Source organism: Streptomyces sp. NPDC051740, from assembly GCF_044453165.1.
Taxonomy (GTDB): domain Bacteria; phylum Actinomycetota; class Actinomycetes; order Streptomycetales; family Streptomycetaceae; genus Streptomyces; species Streptomyces atrovirens.
Genome location: NZ_JBITCL010000003.1, coordinates 46291 through 62839, shown reverse-complemented (window position 1 = coordinate 62839; position 16549 = coordinate 46291). Strand labels below are relative to the sequence as shown.

General features: G+C 74.4%; 6 protein-coding genes. 3 read left to right on the top strand and 3 right to left on the bottom strand.

Going from position 1 to position 16549, the window contains the following annotated elements; translation table 11 throughout:
* Nucleotides 1-12: 12 nt before the first annotated feature.
* Nucleotides 13-240, bottom strand: coding sequence for a DUF3253 domain-containing protein (locus ACIA6T_RS06040; protein ID WP_399445357.1), 228 nt, complete (start codon nt 238-240; stop codon nt 13-15).
* 638 nt (nt 241-878) lie between these two features.
* On the opposite strand from ACIA6T_RS06040, the gene ACIA6T_RS06035 reads away from it, so the two are divergent.
* Nucleotides 879-1559: a PAS domain-containing protein gene (locus tag ACIA6T_RS06035; RefSeq protein WP_399445356.1), complete on the top strand. Its 681-nt coding sequence runs from the start codon at nt 879-881 to the stop codon at nt 1557-1559.
* A gap of 100 nt (nt 1560-1659) precedes the next feature.
* Here ACIA6T_RS06035 and ACIA6T_RS06030 read toward each other — a convergent pair whose 3' ends face one another.
* Together ACIA6T_RS06030 and ACIA6T_RS06025 are read right to left on the bottom strand one after the other, a co-directional pair.
* Nucleotides 1660-2178, bottom strand: a complete 519-nt coding sequence (locus tag ACIA6T_RS06030) for an RNA polymerase sigma factor (protein ID WP_399445355.1) — start codon at nt 2176-2178, stop codon at nt 1660-1662.
* 63 nt (nt 2179-2241) lie between these two features.
* Entirely contained in the window at nt 2242-3549 is a 1308-nt protein-coding gene (locus tag ACIA6T_RS06025) for a condensation domain-containing protein (RefSeq protein ID WP_399445354.1), read from the bottom strand.
* Between the two features lie 472 nt (nt 3550-4021).
* On the opposite strand from ACIA6T_RS06025, the gene ACIA6T_RS06020 reads away from it, so the two are divergent.
* Both ACIA6T_RS06020 and ACIA6T_RS06015 read left to right on the top strand, forming a co-directional pair.
* On the top strand, nt 4022-12664 hold the full coding sequence (locus ACIA6T_RS06020; RefSeq protein ID WP_399445353.1) for an amino acid adenylation domain-containing protein: 8643 nt from the start codon (nt 4022-4024) through the stop codon (nt 12662-12664).
* A complete protein-coding gene (locus ACIA6T_RS06015) occupies nt 12657-16547 on the top strand; it encodes a type I polyketide synthase (protein WP_399445352.1) in 3891 nt (1296 codons plus the stop codon). The genes ACIA6T_RS06020 and ACIA6T_RS06015 overlap by 8 nt, the downstream gene beginning before the upstream one ends.
* The last annotated feature ends 2 nt before the right edge of the window (nt 16548-16549 follow it).

The following is a 16549-nucleotide window of genomic DNA, read 5'->3' as shown; positions in this document are numbered from 1 at the left end:
ACCCAGCTGCCGCTACCGACGCGCGCGCCGAATACGTACGGGCCCGCGCGTCTCCGTCTCCACGACGGGCCGGCCGCCCTGCGTCACCTCGACCTCGCCGTCGTTCACCAGACGCCATGCCGCGCGGCGGGCCGGTTCCATCAGGGCCCGCCAGCCGTCGTCGTCACCCTCGTAGACCGCGCGCGCCGCGTCGGACGGACAGATCGACGCGGTGTCGGCACGGCGCTCCAGCAGGCTCATGATGGCCTTCCCGCCGGTGCGAGTGCCCAGCCGGCTGACGGACCGCGGTCCGCCCGACCGGCCGGGGCGAGTTTGGCAGGGGGCCGCCCCGGAGGGGTGGATGCAGGCAGCCAGGGCGGTGGCCAGCGCTTGCCAGACGTGGGCGGCGAGGCCGACGTACCTGGCTGGACTGCGTGGCCTGTCGTGCGAGCTGTTGGAGCGCGGCGACGCCCTCCTCGACCCGGCCCGCGTGGATCGCCAGCCGGCCGTCGAAGACCGACAGCCGTACCCGGTCACGGTAGGGGAGACACAGGTCCTCCTCGGACAGCACGGTCCGACTGAGCAGGGCGGCGTCCTCCAACCGGCCTTGTGCGAAGGCGAGATGAGCCTGGAGGGCGTGCAGTTCCTGGAGCTGCGCAGGCGTGCCAGTCAGATCGAGGACGGAGGCGGCCTCTGTCAGCCACTCCTCCGCGGCGGCCGCCCGAGGCGGTGGCATCTGCAGGGCCGCAGCGGCGGCGGCGGTCCGCAGCCGGGCCCATGCGGTCAGGGCGCGTGCCGTCACCGGGCGCTCGTCGACACCCAGGTACAGCGCATCGGTCCGCTCCGTGTCCGTGACACCCCTCCCAGCCCTCGCGTGCAGGAAGAAGGACGGTACGTCCGTGGCCACCACGGGTTTCCCCGACGCCTCGCCCAGCAAGAAGAAGACCGCAGCCACGGCTGTTCCCGCCCGCCGCGGCCTGATCGCCGCACAGGACCACGTGACCCCGGCGGCCACCTGTACGGCCCACCTCTCCCCGCGGGACCTCGCGGTCACGGCCGCGGAACCCGAATTCGCCCGCCCATTCGGCCTGAGTGCCGAAGAGATCTGCGGACGCGGACTCCTCGAACTGCTCCGTTCCCCGACCCCGGGCCATTTGCGGGAACAATGTGCCGTGCTTCCCTCGGGGCGTAGCCGGAGATTCAAGCAGAAGGTGACGGGCCGGGACGGCGACGGCCGCAGTTTCCATGCCGATATCACCGCCATCGCCGTCAGGCAGCCCTCGGGTGAGATGGTCGGTGTCGTCGTCCTCCTGCGCCGGACGGCGGAAGCGGTCACCGGCGGGCCCGTGCTCAGCGCCCTCGACGCGCAGGTTCTGGAGGGTGTGGCGAGTGGCGATTCCACGGTGCGGTTGGCCTCCCGTCCGTATCTGAGCCGCCAGGGCATCGAGTACCGCGTCGGACAGACGCTGCGTCGTTTCGACGCGCCCGACCGGCCCGCCCTCGTGGCGCGGGCACACGCCCTCGGGATGTTCGCCGCGGGGCAGTGGCTCCCGCGTGTCCTCCCGGAATGCGTGCGATAGTGCGGAACGGGGCCTGCCGGGCCCCGCACGGCGGCCGTGGCGGAAACACCGCCACGGCCGCCGTCGTAACGGTCCGGCCCCCGCAGGGGCCGGACCGGCCTCACGCTGCCGAGGGCTGCCAGGCTTCCTGGAACCGGCGGCGGGCACGGAAGAGACGGGAACGGACGGTGCCCACGGGCAGGGCGAGCACCTCGGCCATCTCCTCCTCGTTGAGCCCGTAGGCACGCAGGGTGAGGACCTGCCGGTGCGCCTGCGACAGGCGTTCCAGCACGTCGCTGATGTACACCGCGTCCATGGGATTGGTCTCCTGCTGAGCCTCCACCTCGGAGCAGCAGCTCTCCGTGCCGTAGCGCTTGGCGGTGCGGACGGCCTCCCGGACCGACACCGAGCGCACCCAGCCGTAGAACGCCGCCGGTTCGCGCAGGGATCCCAGGCCGCGGTAGACGGCGAGCAGTGCCTCCTGCGTGGCGTCGGCGCCGTCGTCATGGGTGATGGAGCGGCAGATACGCGCCACGTAGGGCGTGATGGCGGTCAGCAGGTGGTTCATCGCGTGCTCTTCGCCCGCCTGGGCCCGGGGAAGCAGCGTGAGGGGGGAGGGGAGTTCGCTGACGGTCGTCATGACGGACAGAGGTTCCTTACGGCCGGGCGGGCGGGGGCGGAAGGGACGAACGGGCGGACGTACTCAGCCGGTGGCGGCCAGGGTGTGCCCGGGCTCGGCCGCATCCGTGAAGGCCAGGAGCCCGGCGCGCACGTCGTCGCGGAATGCCCTCATGAAGTCAGGGCTGTAGCAGGCGGTGGAGTGCGGGAACTCGATGCTGAGCCGGCCCTCGAAGGAGACGACGCAGGCCATGACGGGGCTGCGACCGGCCTGCGGGAAGTAGTGCTCGCGGCCCGGGACCAGCCGTACGTCGACGGCCCGCAGCCCGCCGGGCAGGCGCGGGCCCGGGACCACGCCCATGTTGGTGGCGATCACCGTGGCCAGTTGCAGGGCGGGGTTGCGGCGGATCTCCGGCGTGATGCGCATCTCGTGCACGTGGTCGCCTCGGGAGAGGAAGTCGCTGAGACGGGCGTGCACGGCACGGGCCACCTCCAACGGCTCGGAGCTTGTGGACACCTGAAGGGTCTGCAGGTGGGTGGTGACCGCGGGGACCGGGGCGGAGGCGGGCAGCGGCGGGGACAGCCGCGCGCGCAGGTCGACGGGGGAGAGACAGCCGAGCGTGCGGGCTCCGTCGTCCCCCGGCAGCCGCCGTCTCGCCGTCACCAGAAGGGTCGCGGAGATCAGAGCGTGCACCGAGACGCCCGAGGCGCGCGCCGTCCGGCGCAGCCGTGAGGTGAGGTCCGCGTCCAGGGTCGTCCTGCGGACCTCGATGTGCCCGCCGGCGTCGGTCCTCTCGCCGGGGGCGGCGTCGTAGGGGACCAGTTCGACCGGGTGGCGCCGTATCTCCTCCAGGCGGCCGTCCAGGTACTTCGCCGTGTCGGCGTCGTCGACGGCTGGCAGCAGCCGGCTCACCGGCTCCGGCCAGCGGGGGCCCTCCGGATCGGCGCTCTCGCCGGTGCCCCCCTCGACCAACTGCCGGTAGCGGTCCCACAGGGCGTTGTGCAGCGCGATGCTGCTGTGGCCGTCGGTGATGGTGTGGTCGATCACCAGCACGAAGAGGTGGCGGTCCCCGCCCGGTGCGCTGACCAGGACGGCGCGGCTGAGGGGACCTCCGAGCGGCAGTGGCCTGTTCAGCTCCTCCGCGTAGGCCTCGGCCTCGTCGCCGGTCCGGGTGATCAGCCGGGGCCGCTCGTCGGCATCGAGGACGCGCAACAGGTGCCCCGCCCCGTCCTGTTCGATACGGGAGCGCAGTGGCGCGTTCGCCTCGGTCGTGGCGTCGAAGGCGGCCGACAGTGCCGCGACGTCCACCGGTCCACGCAGGGCGCAGGACAGCACGGCCCTGCTTCTCTGGCCCACGTAGAGCGTCTCGACCGGACACAGCGCACGGTGCATGCCGTCAGCCTTCTTTCCGTCGTTCGTTCCGGAAGTCCACGGCCCCGGGACGGGTCTGCCACCGCGGTGGTCCGCGGGGAGGTCGGGGGCTTTTCGAGGGTGCACGGCGGTGCACGGCGGAATCCAGCCCAGAGGCCCCCGGGCGGCGAAGTCGCGTGATTTCCCTAGAAGTTGAGCAGCGGTCCGCACTCCCTGGTCCGGCGGATTTCAGGGAAATCCCTGAATCGCCGGCCGGCGGGCAGGTTCGCCTTGACCCGGCCTGTGCGGGTGCCTCAACGTGCTGTGACGTGAAACCGGGGCAGACGGCGTGATCGCCCTGACCCCGGTGTGCGGCCTTTGTATCCCCCTGTGGGCCGCGCCCGGTGTGCGGCCGTACGCCGCGCGTGGGCGGCACGGGGGTGGCCGCACCCGTCCGATCCGGCCGGGCCTCGCCGTCCGGGACATCTTCGGTTTGCCACGTGAGGTTTGCGCTATGTCACTCCAGGACGACGCACGTCGACCGCTGTCCGGAGCCCAGGAGGGCCTCTGGTACGCCGGACGGCTCGCACCGGACAGCGCCGCGTACAACACCGCGGAGGCCGTGGAGATCCACGGACCCCTCGAAAGCGCCCTGTTCGAGACCGCGTTGCGGCGCGTCGTGGCCGAGGCCGACACCTTCGCCCTGCGGTTCGCCGACACCGACGAGGGTCCGCGCTGCCACCCGGCTCCGGACGCGGACGACTGGAGTCTGAACCGGACCGACGTCAGCGGCGCCGTCGATCCGGAGGCCACCGCATGGGAGTACGTCCGCGCCGACCTCGCGACCCCGGTGGACCCGGAGAAGGGCCCCCTGTTCGCGCACACCCTGCTCACCCTCGCCGAGGACCGGCACCTGTGGCTGCTGAGGGCCCATCACCTGCTCCTGGACGGCTACAGCTACAAGCTCCTCGGGCGCCGCCTGGCCGAGACGTACAACGCGCTGGCCGAGGGCCGCGAACCGGAGCCGTGCGCCTTCGCGCCGGTGCGCCGGCTCCAGGAGGAGGAGGCGGCCTACCTCGCCTCCGAGCGCTTTGCCCGCGACCGTGACCACTGGGCGCAGCGTCTGGCCGGCCTGCCCGAGCCCGCCCGGCTCACTGCCCGCACGGCGCCGCCCACCGCGCCCTTCCTGCGCCGCACCGCCGAACTGACGCCCGCCGAGACCGATGCCCTGGACACCGCGGCCGCCCGCCTCGGTGTCCGGCGCACCGACCTGCTGACCGCCGCGACCGCCGTCTACCTGCACCGGATGACCGGCGCCCACGACCTGGTGCTGGGCATGGCCACGATGAGTCGGCTGGGCAGCGCCGCCCTGCGCACCCCCGGCACCGCCTCGGACGTCCTGCCGCTGCGCGTGGCCGCCGCCCCCGCGACGAGCGTCGCGGAGCTGGCCCGGGCGGTCGCCGACGAACTGCAGGCCCTGCGCCGCCACCAGCGCTACCGCGGCGAGTTCCTCCGCCGCGACCTGGGCCTGCTGGGCACCGGACGTCGACTGTACGGGCCGGTGCTGAACATCGTCCCGTTCGACGAGTCCCCGGTCTTCGGCGGTCACCCCACCACCTGGCACCACCTGTCCGGCGGAGCCGTCGACGACTTGCAGATCTCGGTGCGTCCCGGACAGCGCGGCGGCGGACTGTGGCTGGCCCTCGACGCCAACCCCGCCCTGTACGGCGAGGACGAACTCGCCCTGCACCGCGACCGGTTCCGCACGCTGCTGCGCCTGCTGGCCGAGGCTGACCCGGCGACGCCGCTGGGTGATCTGGACATCCTGCTGCCGGGCGAACACCCCCGCGACACACCCGCGCGCACGTATCCGGCCGGGCGGACCCTGACGCAGCTGTTCGAGGAGCGGGCCGCGGCCGGGCCCGAGCGCACGGCCGTCAGCCACGGGGACGAGCGGCTCACCTACGCCGGTCTCAACGCCGAGGCAAACCGGATCGCCCGGCTGCTGACCGAGCACGGCGCGGGCCCCGGCCGGGTCGTGGCGCTCGCCCTTGAGCGCGGCATCCGGCTGCTGCCCGCCCTGCTGGCCGTCCTGAAGACCGGCGCCGCCTACCTGCCCCTGGACCCGGGTCAGCCGGCCGGGCGGCTGCGGCTGGTCGTCGAGGACGCGGCCCCCGTCGTCCTCGTCACCGAACACGCCCACGCCCACCTAGCCCAGGACGCCGTCCCCACCCTGCTGCTGGACGACCCCCAGGTGGCCGCGGATCTCGCCCACCGCTCCGGCACCGACCTGACCGACACCGAACGGCACGGCCCGCTCAGCCCGTCCGACACCGCGTACATCATCCACACCTCCGGCTCCACCGGCCGCCCCAAGGGCGTACCCGTGCCGCACGCCAACGTCGTACGTCTCTTCGCCGCCGCGGCCGAGCACTTCGACTTCCGGGCCGACGACGTGTGGACGCTGTTCCACTCCTACGCCTTCGACTTCTCCGTGTGGGAGATCTGGGGCGCCCTGCTGCACGGCGGCCGGATCGTCGTCGTGCCCTACGCCGTCAGCCGCTCGCCGCGCGACTTCCTCGACCTGCTGCACCGCGAGGGCGTGACCGTCCTCAACCAGACACCGTCCGCGTTCGAGCAGCTCATCGACGCCGACCTCGAACACGGCCGCGGTAGTGGGGCGTTGCGCTATGTCATCTTCGGCGGGGAGGCCCTGCGCCCGGCGCGGCTGCGCCCCTGGGCCGACCGGCACGGCCTCGACCGACCGACGCTGGTGAACATGTACGGCATCACCGAGACCACCGTGCACGTCACCCACCACCGCCTCACCGAAGCCGACCTGGACGACCCGCGCCGCGCCAGCGTCATCGGCCGACCGCTCGCCGACCTGCGGGTGTACCTGCTGGACCCCGAGGGACGGCCGGTACCGCCCGGCGCGACAGGGGAGATGTACGTCTCCGGCGCCGGCGTCGCCCCCGGCTACCTCAACCGCCCCGAGCAGACCGCGGAACGTTTCCTCGACGACCCCTACGGCCCGCCCGGCACCCGCATGTACCGCTCGGGCGACCTGGCCCGGCGCCACCCCGACGGCACCCTCGACTACATCGGCCGCGCCGACGCCCAGATACAGCTGCGCGGCTTCCGCGTCGAGCCCGGCGAGATCGAGGCCGTCCTCACCGCCCACCCGGGCGTCGCCCGCGCCGCCGTCGTGCCCCGCCGCACCAGCAACGGCGCCCTGCACCTCGTCGCCTACACCGTCCCCTCCGGTGACACCCCTGCGGACCCCGCCGACCTGCGCACCCACGCGGCCACGCACCTGCCCGAGCACATGGTCCCGGCCGCCTGCGTCCCCGTGGACGCCCTGCCGCTGACCGCGAACGGCAAACTCGACGTGCGGACCCTGCCCGATCCCGACTTCACCGCCGTCGCGTCCGGCCCCCGGCCGGCGACTGCGCACCAGCGCCTGGTGTGCGCCCTGTTCGAGGACGTGCTGGACCTGCCACGTGAGTCCGTGGGCGTGGACGCCCGCTTCTTCGACCTGGGCGGCGACTCCCTGCTCGCCACCCGGCTGCTGGCCCGGCTGCGGCAGCGGACCGGTGCGGAGATCCCCATCACCGCCCTGTTCGAGGCGCCGACCCCGGCGGCGCTCGCCGAACGGCTCGCCGCGGGCACGCAGGGCGCCCTGCCCCGGCCCGTCCTCGGCGCCGCCGTTCGCCCGCAGCGGGTGCCGCTGTCCTTCGCCCAGGAACGCATGTGGTTCCTGAACCGGCTCGACGAGGGTGCGGCCACCTACCACATCCCGCTCCTGGTTCCCGTCGGATCCGGCCTGGACACCGGGGCGCTCCAGGCCGCGCTCGGGGACCTGGCCGACCGGCACGAGAGCCTGCGCACGGTGATCGCCGAACAGGACGGGACGGCCTTCCAGCGCATCCTGGCGCCCGGAGAGCCGCGCACGGTGCTGCGGCGCGTCGACTGCCCCGCCGCGGAGATCGCCGCCCACGTCCACGCCGCCTCGCGCCGCCCCTTCGACCTGACGGCGGAAAGCCCGCTGGCCGCCTGGCTGTTGGGCACCGGCAGCGACCGGGTCCTGCTGTTCGTACTGCACCACAGCGCCGCCGATGGCTGGTCGCTCGCCCCCTTCGCCGGCGACCTGTCCGTCGCCTACGCCGCCCGCCGGGCGGGCCGGGCACCGGAGTGGCCCCCGCTGACGGTGCAGTACGCCGACTACGCGCTGTGGCAGCGCGCCCTGCTCGCGCCCGGTCCAGACAGCCCCGGCCGCCTGGAGCGGCTCACCACCCACTGGCGCGGCGCGCTGGACGGTCTGCCCGAGGAGTGCACCCTGCTCGGCGACCGGCCCCGGCCCACCGCCGCGCGGGGCGCGGGCGCGCACGTCGAAGTCGCCGTCGACGCCGACCTGCACCGTGCGCTGCTGCGTCTGGCCGACCGCGAGGACGCCAGCCTGTTCATGGTGCTGCACGCCGCCGTCAGCGCCCTGCTCACCCGCTGCGGCGCCGGCGAGGACATCGTCCTCGGCACCCCCGTCGCCGGTCGCACCGAACCCGGCCTCGACCCCCTGATCGGCCTGATCGCCAACACCCTCGTACTGCGCGCCGACACCTCCGGCGACCCCGCCTTCCTCGACCTCCTCGCCCGGCTGCGCACCGCCGACCTGGCCGCCCTGGACCACCAGGACCTGCCCTTCGACCGGCTGGTGGAGGACCTCAACCCGCCCCGCACGCCCGGCCGGCACCCCCTGTTCCAGGTGATGCTGGCCCTGCAGAACAACGCACCCGCCGTTCTCGAACTCGACGGCACCCGCACCCGGTTGCGGCCCACCGCCACCGGCACCGCCAAGTTCGACCTGTTCGTCGACGTCCTTCAGCGCCACGATGCCGCGGGCGCCCCCGACGGCCTGACCCTGCAAGTCGAGTATGCTACCGACCTCTACGACGCCCGGACCGCCGAGGCGTTCGCCCGCGCCCTGCACGACGTCCTGCGCACGGTGAGCACCGACCCCGCCGTCCACCTCGGGCAGCTGCCCGCGCTTCCCGGGCGCACCGCCGTCCCGGCCACGATCGACACGGCCGAGCTCGCGGACGCGGCCCGGTCCGTGCCCGGCATCCGCGAGGCCCACGTGCTGCCCGGCCACGGCGACGCCCCGGCCCGCCTGTACGTGGTGCCCGGGCGGACCGACGCCGCCGAACGCGTCGAGGAGCTCCTGGCCCGCGCGGGCAACGGCACGGTCCGTGTCACGGCGGTGAACGCCCTGCCCCGAACCGAGGACGGCGGCGTCGACAGCGCGGCACTGCGGGCCCTGCCCGCCGTCGACACGACCGCGGCCAGGACCTGGCGGCAGCGGCTGGCCGAGCTGCCCGGCGTCACAGCCGTCGACGTGGCGGTGGAGAACGCCCCCGAGGAACTGGAACGCCGCCACACCGGCCTGCCCGACCGCCCCGCCCAGGCCGCCCCCACCACCCGCCCCGAGCCGGCCCGCGCCGTCCCCGCCGTCAGCGAGGGCCCCGCCCTGACCGAACCGTCCGTGCCGAGCTGGGCCGAGGCCCTGCGCCGCGCCGCCGCACGCGAGAAGGGCGACATCGTCCACGTCCACGACGACGGCAGCGAGCACCGGCGCACCTACGCATCCCTGATCCCCGAGGCATCCCGCGTCCTGGCCGGGCTCCGCCGGGCCGGCCTGCGCCCGGGCGACCGGGTCATCCTCCAGTGCGACGTCACCGAGGACTTCCTCGCCGTGCTGTGGGGCTGCGTCCTCGGCGGCTTCGTCGCCGTCCCGCTGACCGTCCCCGCCTCCTACGAGACCCCCTCCGCGGCGCTGACCAAGCTGGAGGGCATCTGGCGGATGCTCGGCCGGCCCTGGATCGTCTGCTCCACCGGGCGCGAGGCCGGGCTGCGTGCGGTCGCCGCCCGGCAGGACGGGCCCGGGCCGCGCGTCACCACGGCCGACGCCCTGCGCGCCGCGCCCGAGGACCACGACTGGTACCCCGCCCGGCCCGACGACCTGATGCTGATGCTGATGACGTCCGGCAGCACCGGCCTGCCCAAGGCGGTACGGCTCACCCACCGCAACGTGCTGACCCGCTCGGCCGCCACCGAGCAGCTCAACGGCCTCGGCGCCGACGACGTCTCCCTGAACTGGATCCCGCTCGACCACGTCACCGGCGTCGTCATGTTCCACCTGCGCGACGTGTACCTGGGCTGCCGCCAGATCCACGCCCCCACCCCCTGGATCCTGCAGGACCCGCTGCGCTGGATGGACCTCGCCGACCGGCACGGGGTCACCGTCACCTGGGCGCCCAACTTCGCCTTCGGGCTCCTGGCCGAACGGTCCCACCGCTTCACCGGCCGTGACTGGGACCTGTCGCCGATGCGGCTGGTGATGAACGCGGGCGAGGTCGTCGTCGCGTCCGCGGCCCGAGGCTTCCTGCACGCGCTGAGGCCCTTCGGCCTGCCGCAGGACGTGATGCACCCCGGCTGGGGCATGTCCGAGACCTGCTCGGTGGTCACCGACGCCGTCCTGCCCGCCGAACCGGTCCCGGGCGAGGGCATGTTCGTGAGCTGCGGCCGCCCCTACCCGGGCTTCGCCATGCGGGTCGTCGACGAACAGGGCACCGTCCTGCCCGAGGGCGAGGCGGGCCGCTTCCAGGTCCGCGGCACCTCGGTGACCGGCGGCTACCACGACAATCCGGCCGCAAACGCGGAGGCGTTCACCGACGACGGCTGGTTCGACACCGGCGACCTGGCGTTCCTGCGTGACGGCGAGCTCTACATCACCGGCCGCGCCAAGGACGTCATCATCGTCAACGGCGTCAACCACTACAGCCACGAGATCGAAGCCTGCGTAGAAGAACTCCCGTACGCGGAGCGGAGTTTCACCGCCGCGGTCGCGGTACGCACCGCCCCCGCCTCGCCCACCGACGAACTCGCCCTGTTCCTGCACCTCACCCCCGAGGCCGGCGCCGACCCGGCCCGCGCCCTGCGTGAGATCGCCGGCAAGGTCACCCGGGAGATCGGCGTCAGCCCGGCCTTCCTCATCCCGGTGGCGCGGGACGCCGTCCCCAAGACGGAGATCGGCAAGATCCAGCGCACCAAGCTGCGCAAGAGCTTCGAGGCGGGCGACTTCGACGACGAGGTGCGCCGCACCCAGGTGCTGCTGGGCACCGCGGCCACCGTCCCCGACTGGTTCCTGCGCCCGGTGTGGCAGCGGACGCAACGCCCCGACGCCCCCGCCGTGGCGCCGGGCCGGCACACCCTCGTCCTGGCGGGCGGCGACCCTCGGGTCGGCGCACTCGCCAAGCGGCTCGCCGACGCGCTGCGCTCGGCGGGCGGCCTGTGCACGGTGGTCGAGGAGGCGGCCGCGTACGAGCGGGTGGACGCCGCCCATTACCGGGTCCGGCCCTTGGAGACCGCCGACTACGCCGCATTGCTGGGCCGGTTGGCGGACGACGAGCGGCCCGTCGACGCCGTCCTGTACCTCGACGGGCTCCGCGGCACGGGAGAGCCGCCGGTGGCGCCGGACGACACGACGGGCGTGGAGCGGCTGCTGGCGTTCGCCCGGGCCCTCGCCGGCCGGCCCGGCCCGCAGCGTCCCGTGGACCTGGTGTACGTCTCGGCGGGCGCCCAGGCCGTGCGCCCCGGTGACCGGCCCTCACCGGCGCACGCCATGGCCGCGGCCCTGCTGAAGTCGCTGGCCGAGGAGTCCGCCGCGCTGCGGGCCCGCCACCTCGACCTGCCCGCCGACGACACCGCGGACCCGTTGACCGTCCTCGCGGCCGAGGCGGCGCACACCGACGACGGCGCGGACGTCGCCCACCGCGACGGACACCGCTACGTACGCCGCCTCGCCCCCCTGCCCGAAACCCCCTCCCGCGCCGAACCCCCCGCGCACGGTGGCTTCACCCTGATCACCGGCGGCCTCGGTGGTGTCGGGGCCGAGATCGCCGCCCACCTGCTGCGCACCCCCGGCACCCGGCTGCTCGTCCTCGGCCGCACCCCCGAAGACGAGGCCCGCGCCCTGCCGGGGCTGCGTGAGCGGGGAGAGGTCCGCTACGCCCGCGCCGACGTCACCGACGAACACCAGGTGCGGGCCGCCGTCGAGACCGCCGCCGAGACCTGGGGCGTGCCCTTGACGTCAGTGCTGCATCTGGCGGGCACGCTCGTGGAACGCCCCGTGGGCGACCTGGACACCACCACCTGGCGCCGGGCGCTGGAGGCGAAGGTGCGCGGCGCGTGGACGCTGCACCGGCTCACCGCCGACCACCCGCACGTCTCGTTCGTCACCTTCTCCACGGTCAACGGCTTCTTCGGCGGCGCCATGAACGCCGCCTACGCCGCCGCCAACGCCTACCTGGACGCCCTCGCCGAGTACCGCCGCAGCCTCGACCTGCCCGCGCAGTCGCTGGCCTGGAGCATGTGGCGCGAGCGCGGCCTGAGCCGCGGCTACGGTCTCACCGCCCTCACCGAGGCCCGGGGCTACCGGCTGCTCGACCCGCCCGTCGCGCTGCGCTCGTTCGACTTCGCCCGCACCCTGGACGAACCGCACCTGCTGATCGGCGCCGACCGCACCGCCCCCTGGGTGGGCAGCCACGTCGTGGCACCCGTGCGCCAGACCCGGCGCCTGGCCGCCCGCGTCGGCCTGGAGGACGGCACCGACCTGGGAGCCCTGTACCGCGCCGCGGCAGCCGGCGCCCAGGCGGCCGGCCTGTCCGACGACGCGTGGACGCTGCGCTCGGCGGGCACCGGCGCCCGCCCGAACGAGCCCGAGACGGAAGAAGACCTGCGGCGCCTGGAGGGCCGGCTGGCCCAGGTGTGGCGCGAGGTACTGGACCGCGACCGGGTGGGCCTGGACGACAACTTCTTCGACCTGGGCGGCAACTCGCTGCTCCTGGTCACCGCGCAGAGCGCCGTCAACCGCGCCATCGGCAGCGAGCTGTCCGTCGTCGACCTCTTCGCGCACCCCACAGTCCGGGACCTGGCCCGCCACCTGTCGGCCACCAGTGCGGGCCCGGTGGCCGACGTCGAAGCGGCCTCCCGGCCGGAGAGCGGCGACGGCCTGGACCGCGCCAGGGAACAGGCCCGCCGGCAACGCGCGGCCCGCGCCCGCCGCTCCGCCCGCCAGGGCAAGGACCGCGGCCATGTCTGAGCGGACCGACCGCACTGCGTGCACCACCGAACCGGGAGAGGACGAGCCACAGACCGTGCACAACACCACCGCACCCCACGGCGACGACCTGCCCGCCGTCGCCGTCATCGGCCTGGCGGGCCGCTTCCCCGGCGCCGACGATCTCGACGCCTTCTGGGACAACCTCGCGGCCGGCCGGGAGTCCGTACGGCCCGTCACCGACGAGGAGTTCCTCGCCGCCGGCGGCGACCCGCGAGACCTCGACGACCCGGCCCTGATCCGCATGGCGTCGGTGGTCGAGGGCATCGACCGCTTCGACTCCGGCTTCTTCGGCTACAGCCCCGCCGAGGCCGCCGTCGTCGACCCCCAGCAGCGGCTGCTGCTGGAGACGGCCTACCACGCCCTGGAGGACGCCGGCTGCCTCGGCGGCGACCGTGCGGGGGAGGCGTTCGGCGTGTACGCGGGGGCCGGCGACAGCCGTTACTACCCCGCCCACGTCCACCCCCGCTACGCCGGACAGCCCGGCTCGGTGGCGCTCGTCCACGCCGCCACCGCCAACTCCCTCGGCACGCTCGCCACCCGCGTCTCCTACGAACTGGGCCTCACCGGGCCCAGCGTGTCCCTGCAGACCGCCTGCTCCACCGCGCTGGTCGCCGTGCACACCGCCTGCCAGGACCTGCTCGACCACCGCTGCGACACCGCGCTCGCCGCCGCCGTCTCCCTCAACCCCTCCGCAGTACTGGGCTACCGCCACGTACCCGACGGGCCCTTCTCGCCCGACGGGCACTGCCGCGCCTTCGCCGCGGACGCCACCGGCACCTCCTCCGGCGACGGTGTGGGCGCCGTCGTACTCAAGCGGCTCGAGGACGCCCTCGCCGACGGCGACCGCATCCGCGCCGTCATCCGCGGCAGCGCCGTCAACAACGACGGCCGGCGCAAGGTGGGCTTCAGCGCGCCCAGCGCCGCCGGACAGACCGAGGTCATCCTCGCCGCGCAGGCCCAGGCCGAGGTCGACGCCGCCACCATCGGCCTGATCGAGGCGCACGGCACCGCCACCAAACTCGGCGACCCCATCGAGGTGTCCGCCCTGACGGAAGCCTTCCGGTACAGCACGGACCGCACCGGGTTCTGCGCGCTCGGCTCGGTCAAGACCAACATCGGCCATCTCGGAGCCGCCGCCGGCATCGCCGGACTCATCAAGGCGGTCCTGGCCCTGGAGCACCGGCAGATCCCGCCGAGCCTGCACTTCGACCGGCCCAACCCGCTCATCGACTTCGACGCGAGCCCCTTCCGCGTGCCGACCGCGCTGGAGGAGTGGCCCGAGGGCGACCACCCCCGCCGGGCGGCCGTCAGCGCCTTCGGTATCGGCGGCACAAACGCCCACGTCATCCTGGAGGAAGCCCCCCGCACGCCCCCCGCCCCGCCCCGCCCGCCCCACGACGGCCGCCGCCTGGTGCTGCCGCTGTCGGCGCGCACCGCCGGCGCCCTGCGCGGCCAGGCCACCGCACTCGCCCGGCACCTCGAACGCCGGCCCGACCCGCGCCTGGACGACGTGGCCCACTCCCTGCGCACCGACCGGCCCGCACTGCGCCACCGGCTCACCGTCACGGCGGCCACCCGCGAGGAGGCCCTGGACGCACTGCGCTCCGCGACCCCGGCCATCCCTCCGCTCGCCGACGACCCGGCCCGCGTGGCGTTCCTGCTGCCCGGCGGCGGCACCCAGTACCCGGGCATGGGCAAGGAGCTGTACCGCGACCAGGCCGTCTACCGCGACACCGTCGACGAGTGCGCCCGCGTCCTGCGGCCCGTCCTCGACGCCGACCTGCGCACCGCCCTCTTCGAGGAGCAACGGCCCGACGACACCTCCGCCTTCCTCGGGCTCGTCGTCACCGAGTACGCCCTGGCCCGTACGCTCATGGAGTCGGGCGTGCGCCCCGACGCGCTGATCGGCCACTCGCTCGGTGAGTACACGGCCGCCTGCCTGGCCGGCGTCATCGACCTCGCCGACATGCTGCCCCTGGTCACCGAACGCATCCGGCTCATCAGCTCCGCCGGCGGAGCCACCGTCGGCGTCGCCGCTCCGGCCGAACGGATCCGGCCGCTGCTCGACGCCGAGCTGTCCCTCGCCGCTGTCAACGGCCCCACCGCCTGCACGGTCGCCGGACACCTCGGCGCCGTTACCCGCTTCGAGGCCGGACTCACCCGGCGCGGCATCCCGTTCCGCCGCTTGCGCATCCCCGTCGCGGCCCACTCGCACGTCCTGGACCCGGTCCTGCCGGCCTACGAGACCCACCTGCGCCAGGTCACCCTGCGCCCGCCGCGCATCCCGTACGTCACCAACGTCACCGGCACCTGGGTCACCGACGCCCAGGCCACCTCCGTCCAGCACTGGCTCGCCCACACCCGCGACACCGTGCGGTTCGCCGACGGCATCACCGCCCTGTGGGACCGGCTGCATCCCGTCCTCGTGGAGATCGGGCCGGGCGACACCCTGAGCAAGCTCGCCGCCGGCCGCCTCACCGACCGGACGCCGGTGACGGTGGCCACCATGCGCCACGCCAAGGCCGAGGCGTCCGACGGTTTCGTCCTCGCCGAAGCGCTGGGACGGCTGTGGAGCGCGGGCGTGGACCGCGCGCTGCCCCCGGTGCCGGGCGCGCCCCGGCGGGTGCCGCTGCCCCCGTACGCCTTCGAGCGCCACCGTCACTGGATCGACGCGCCCGGCGCCCGGACGGAGCCCGCCCCCTCCGACGACACCACGACAGCGGCAGGCCCCGGCCTCGCCCCCCGGCCCCGGCTGACGACCGAACACGTACCGCCCCGCGACGACCGCGAACGGGAGGTCACCCGGCTCTGGGAGGAGACCCTCGGCATCGGCGGCATCGGGGTGCACGACAACTTCTTCGACCTCGGTGGCGACTCGATGCGCGCCGTGCTGCTGGCGGGACGGCTGCGCCAGACCGGCGTCCTCCACGTCCCGGCGGCGACCCTGCTGGCCGCGCCCACCGTGGCCGGAGTCCTCGCCGCGGCCGGCCGGCCGGACGGGCAGACCCCGGAGATCACCTCTTCCGCGCTCGGCCCGCTGCTGCCGCTGCGTGCCGAGGGCAGCGCCGCCCCCCTGTTCTGCGTCCACCCCGGCGCGGGCGTCGCCTGGCGCTACACGGGCCTGCTGCCCCACCTCGGCGGCGATCAGCCCGTCTTCGGCATACAGGCCGCCGGCCTCGACGGCACCCGGCCGCCCGCCCCGGACGCCGCCGCCATGGTCGCCCACTACCTCGACCTGGTACGCCAGGTGCAACCCCGCGGACCCTACCGGCTGCTGGGCTGGTCCTACGGCGGATTCGTCGCCCACGCCATGGCCTGCGCCCTGCAACGCGACGGCGAGCAGGTCGAACTCCTCGCCATGCTCGACGCGCCCCAGCCGCACGGCACGGCACACGACGCCGACGCCACAGAACGTCAGGTCGCCGCCCTGCTGTCCAGGGTGGCCGGCCTCCCCGTCGACGCACAGGCCCCCGTGGAGGCGATCCTGGACCAGATCGACGCCCGCGTCGCGGCCGACCCGGCGAGCGTCCCCGTCACCGGAGCCGAGGCCGCCGCCATCGCCGCCGTCATGCGCAACAACCTGCGCATCGCGCCCCAATTCACCCCTGGCACCTACCGCGGTGACGTGCTGTTCTTCAGCGCCGCCGAGGAGCAGCACACCGAGCACCCGGCGGATTTGGCGGTGCTGCCCGGCAAGGCCGACAGCTGGCGGCCGCACGTCGACGGAACCCTCCACGACCACCGCGTGCCCTGCGGCCACTACGAGATGACCGAACCCGAACCCATCGCCCGCATCGGCGAAGCGGTGATGAAGGCACTGCGCGCCCTCGGCGACCGCGCCTGCACACCCCCTTCCCCGTGAAA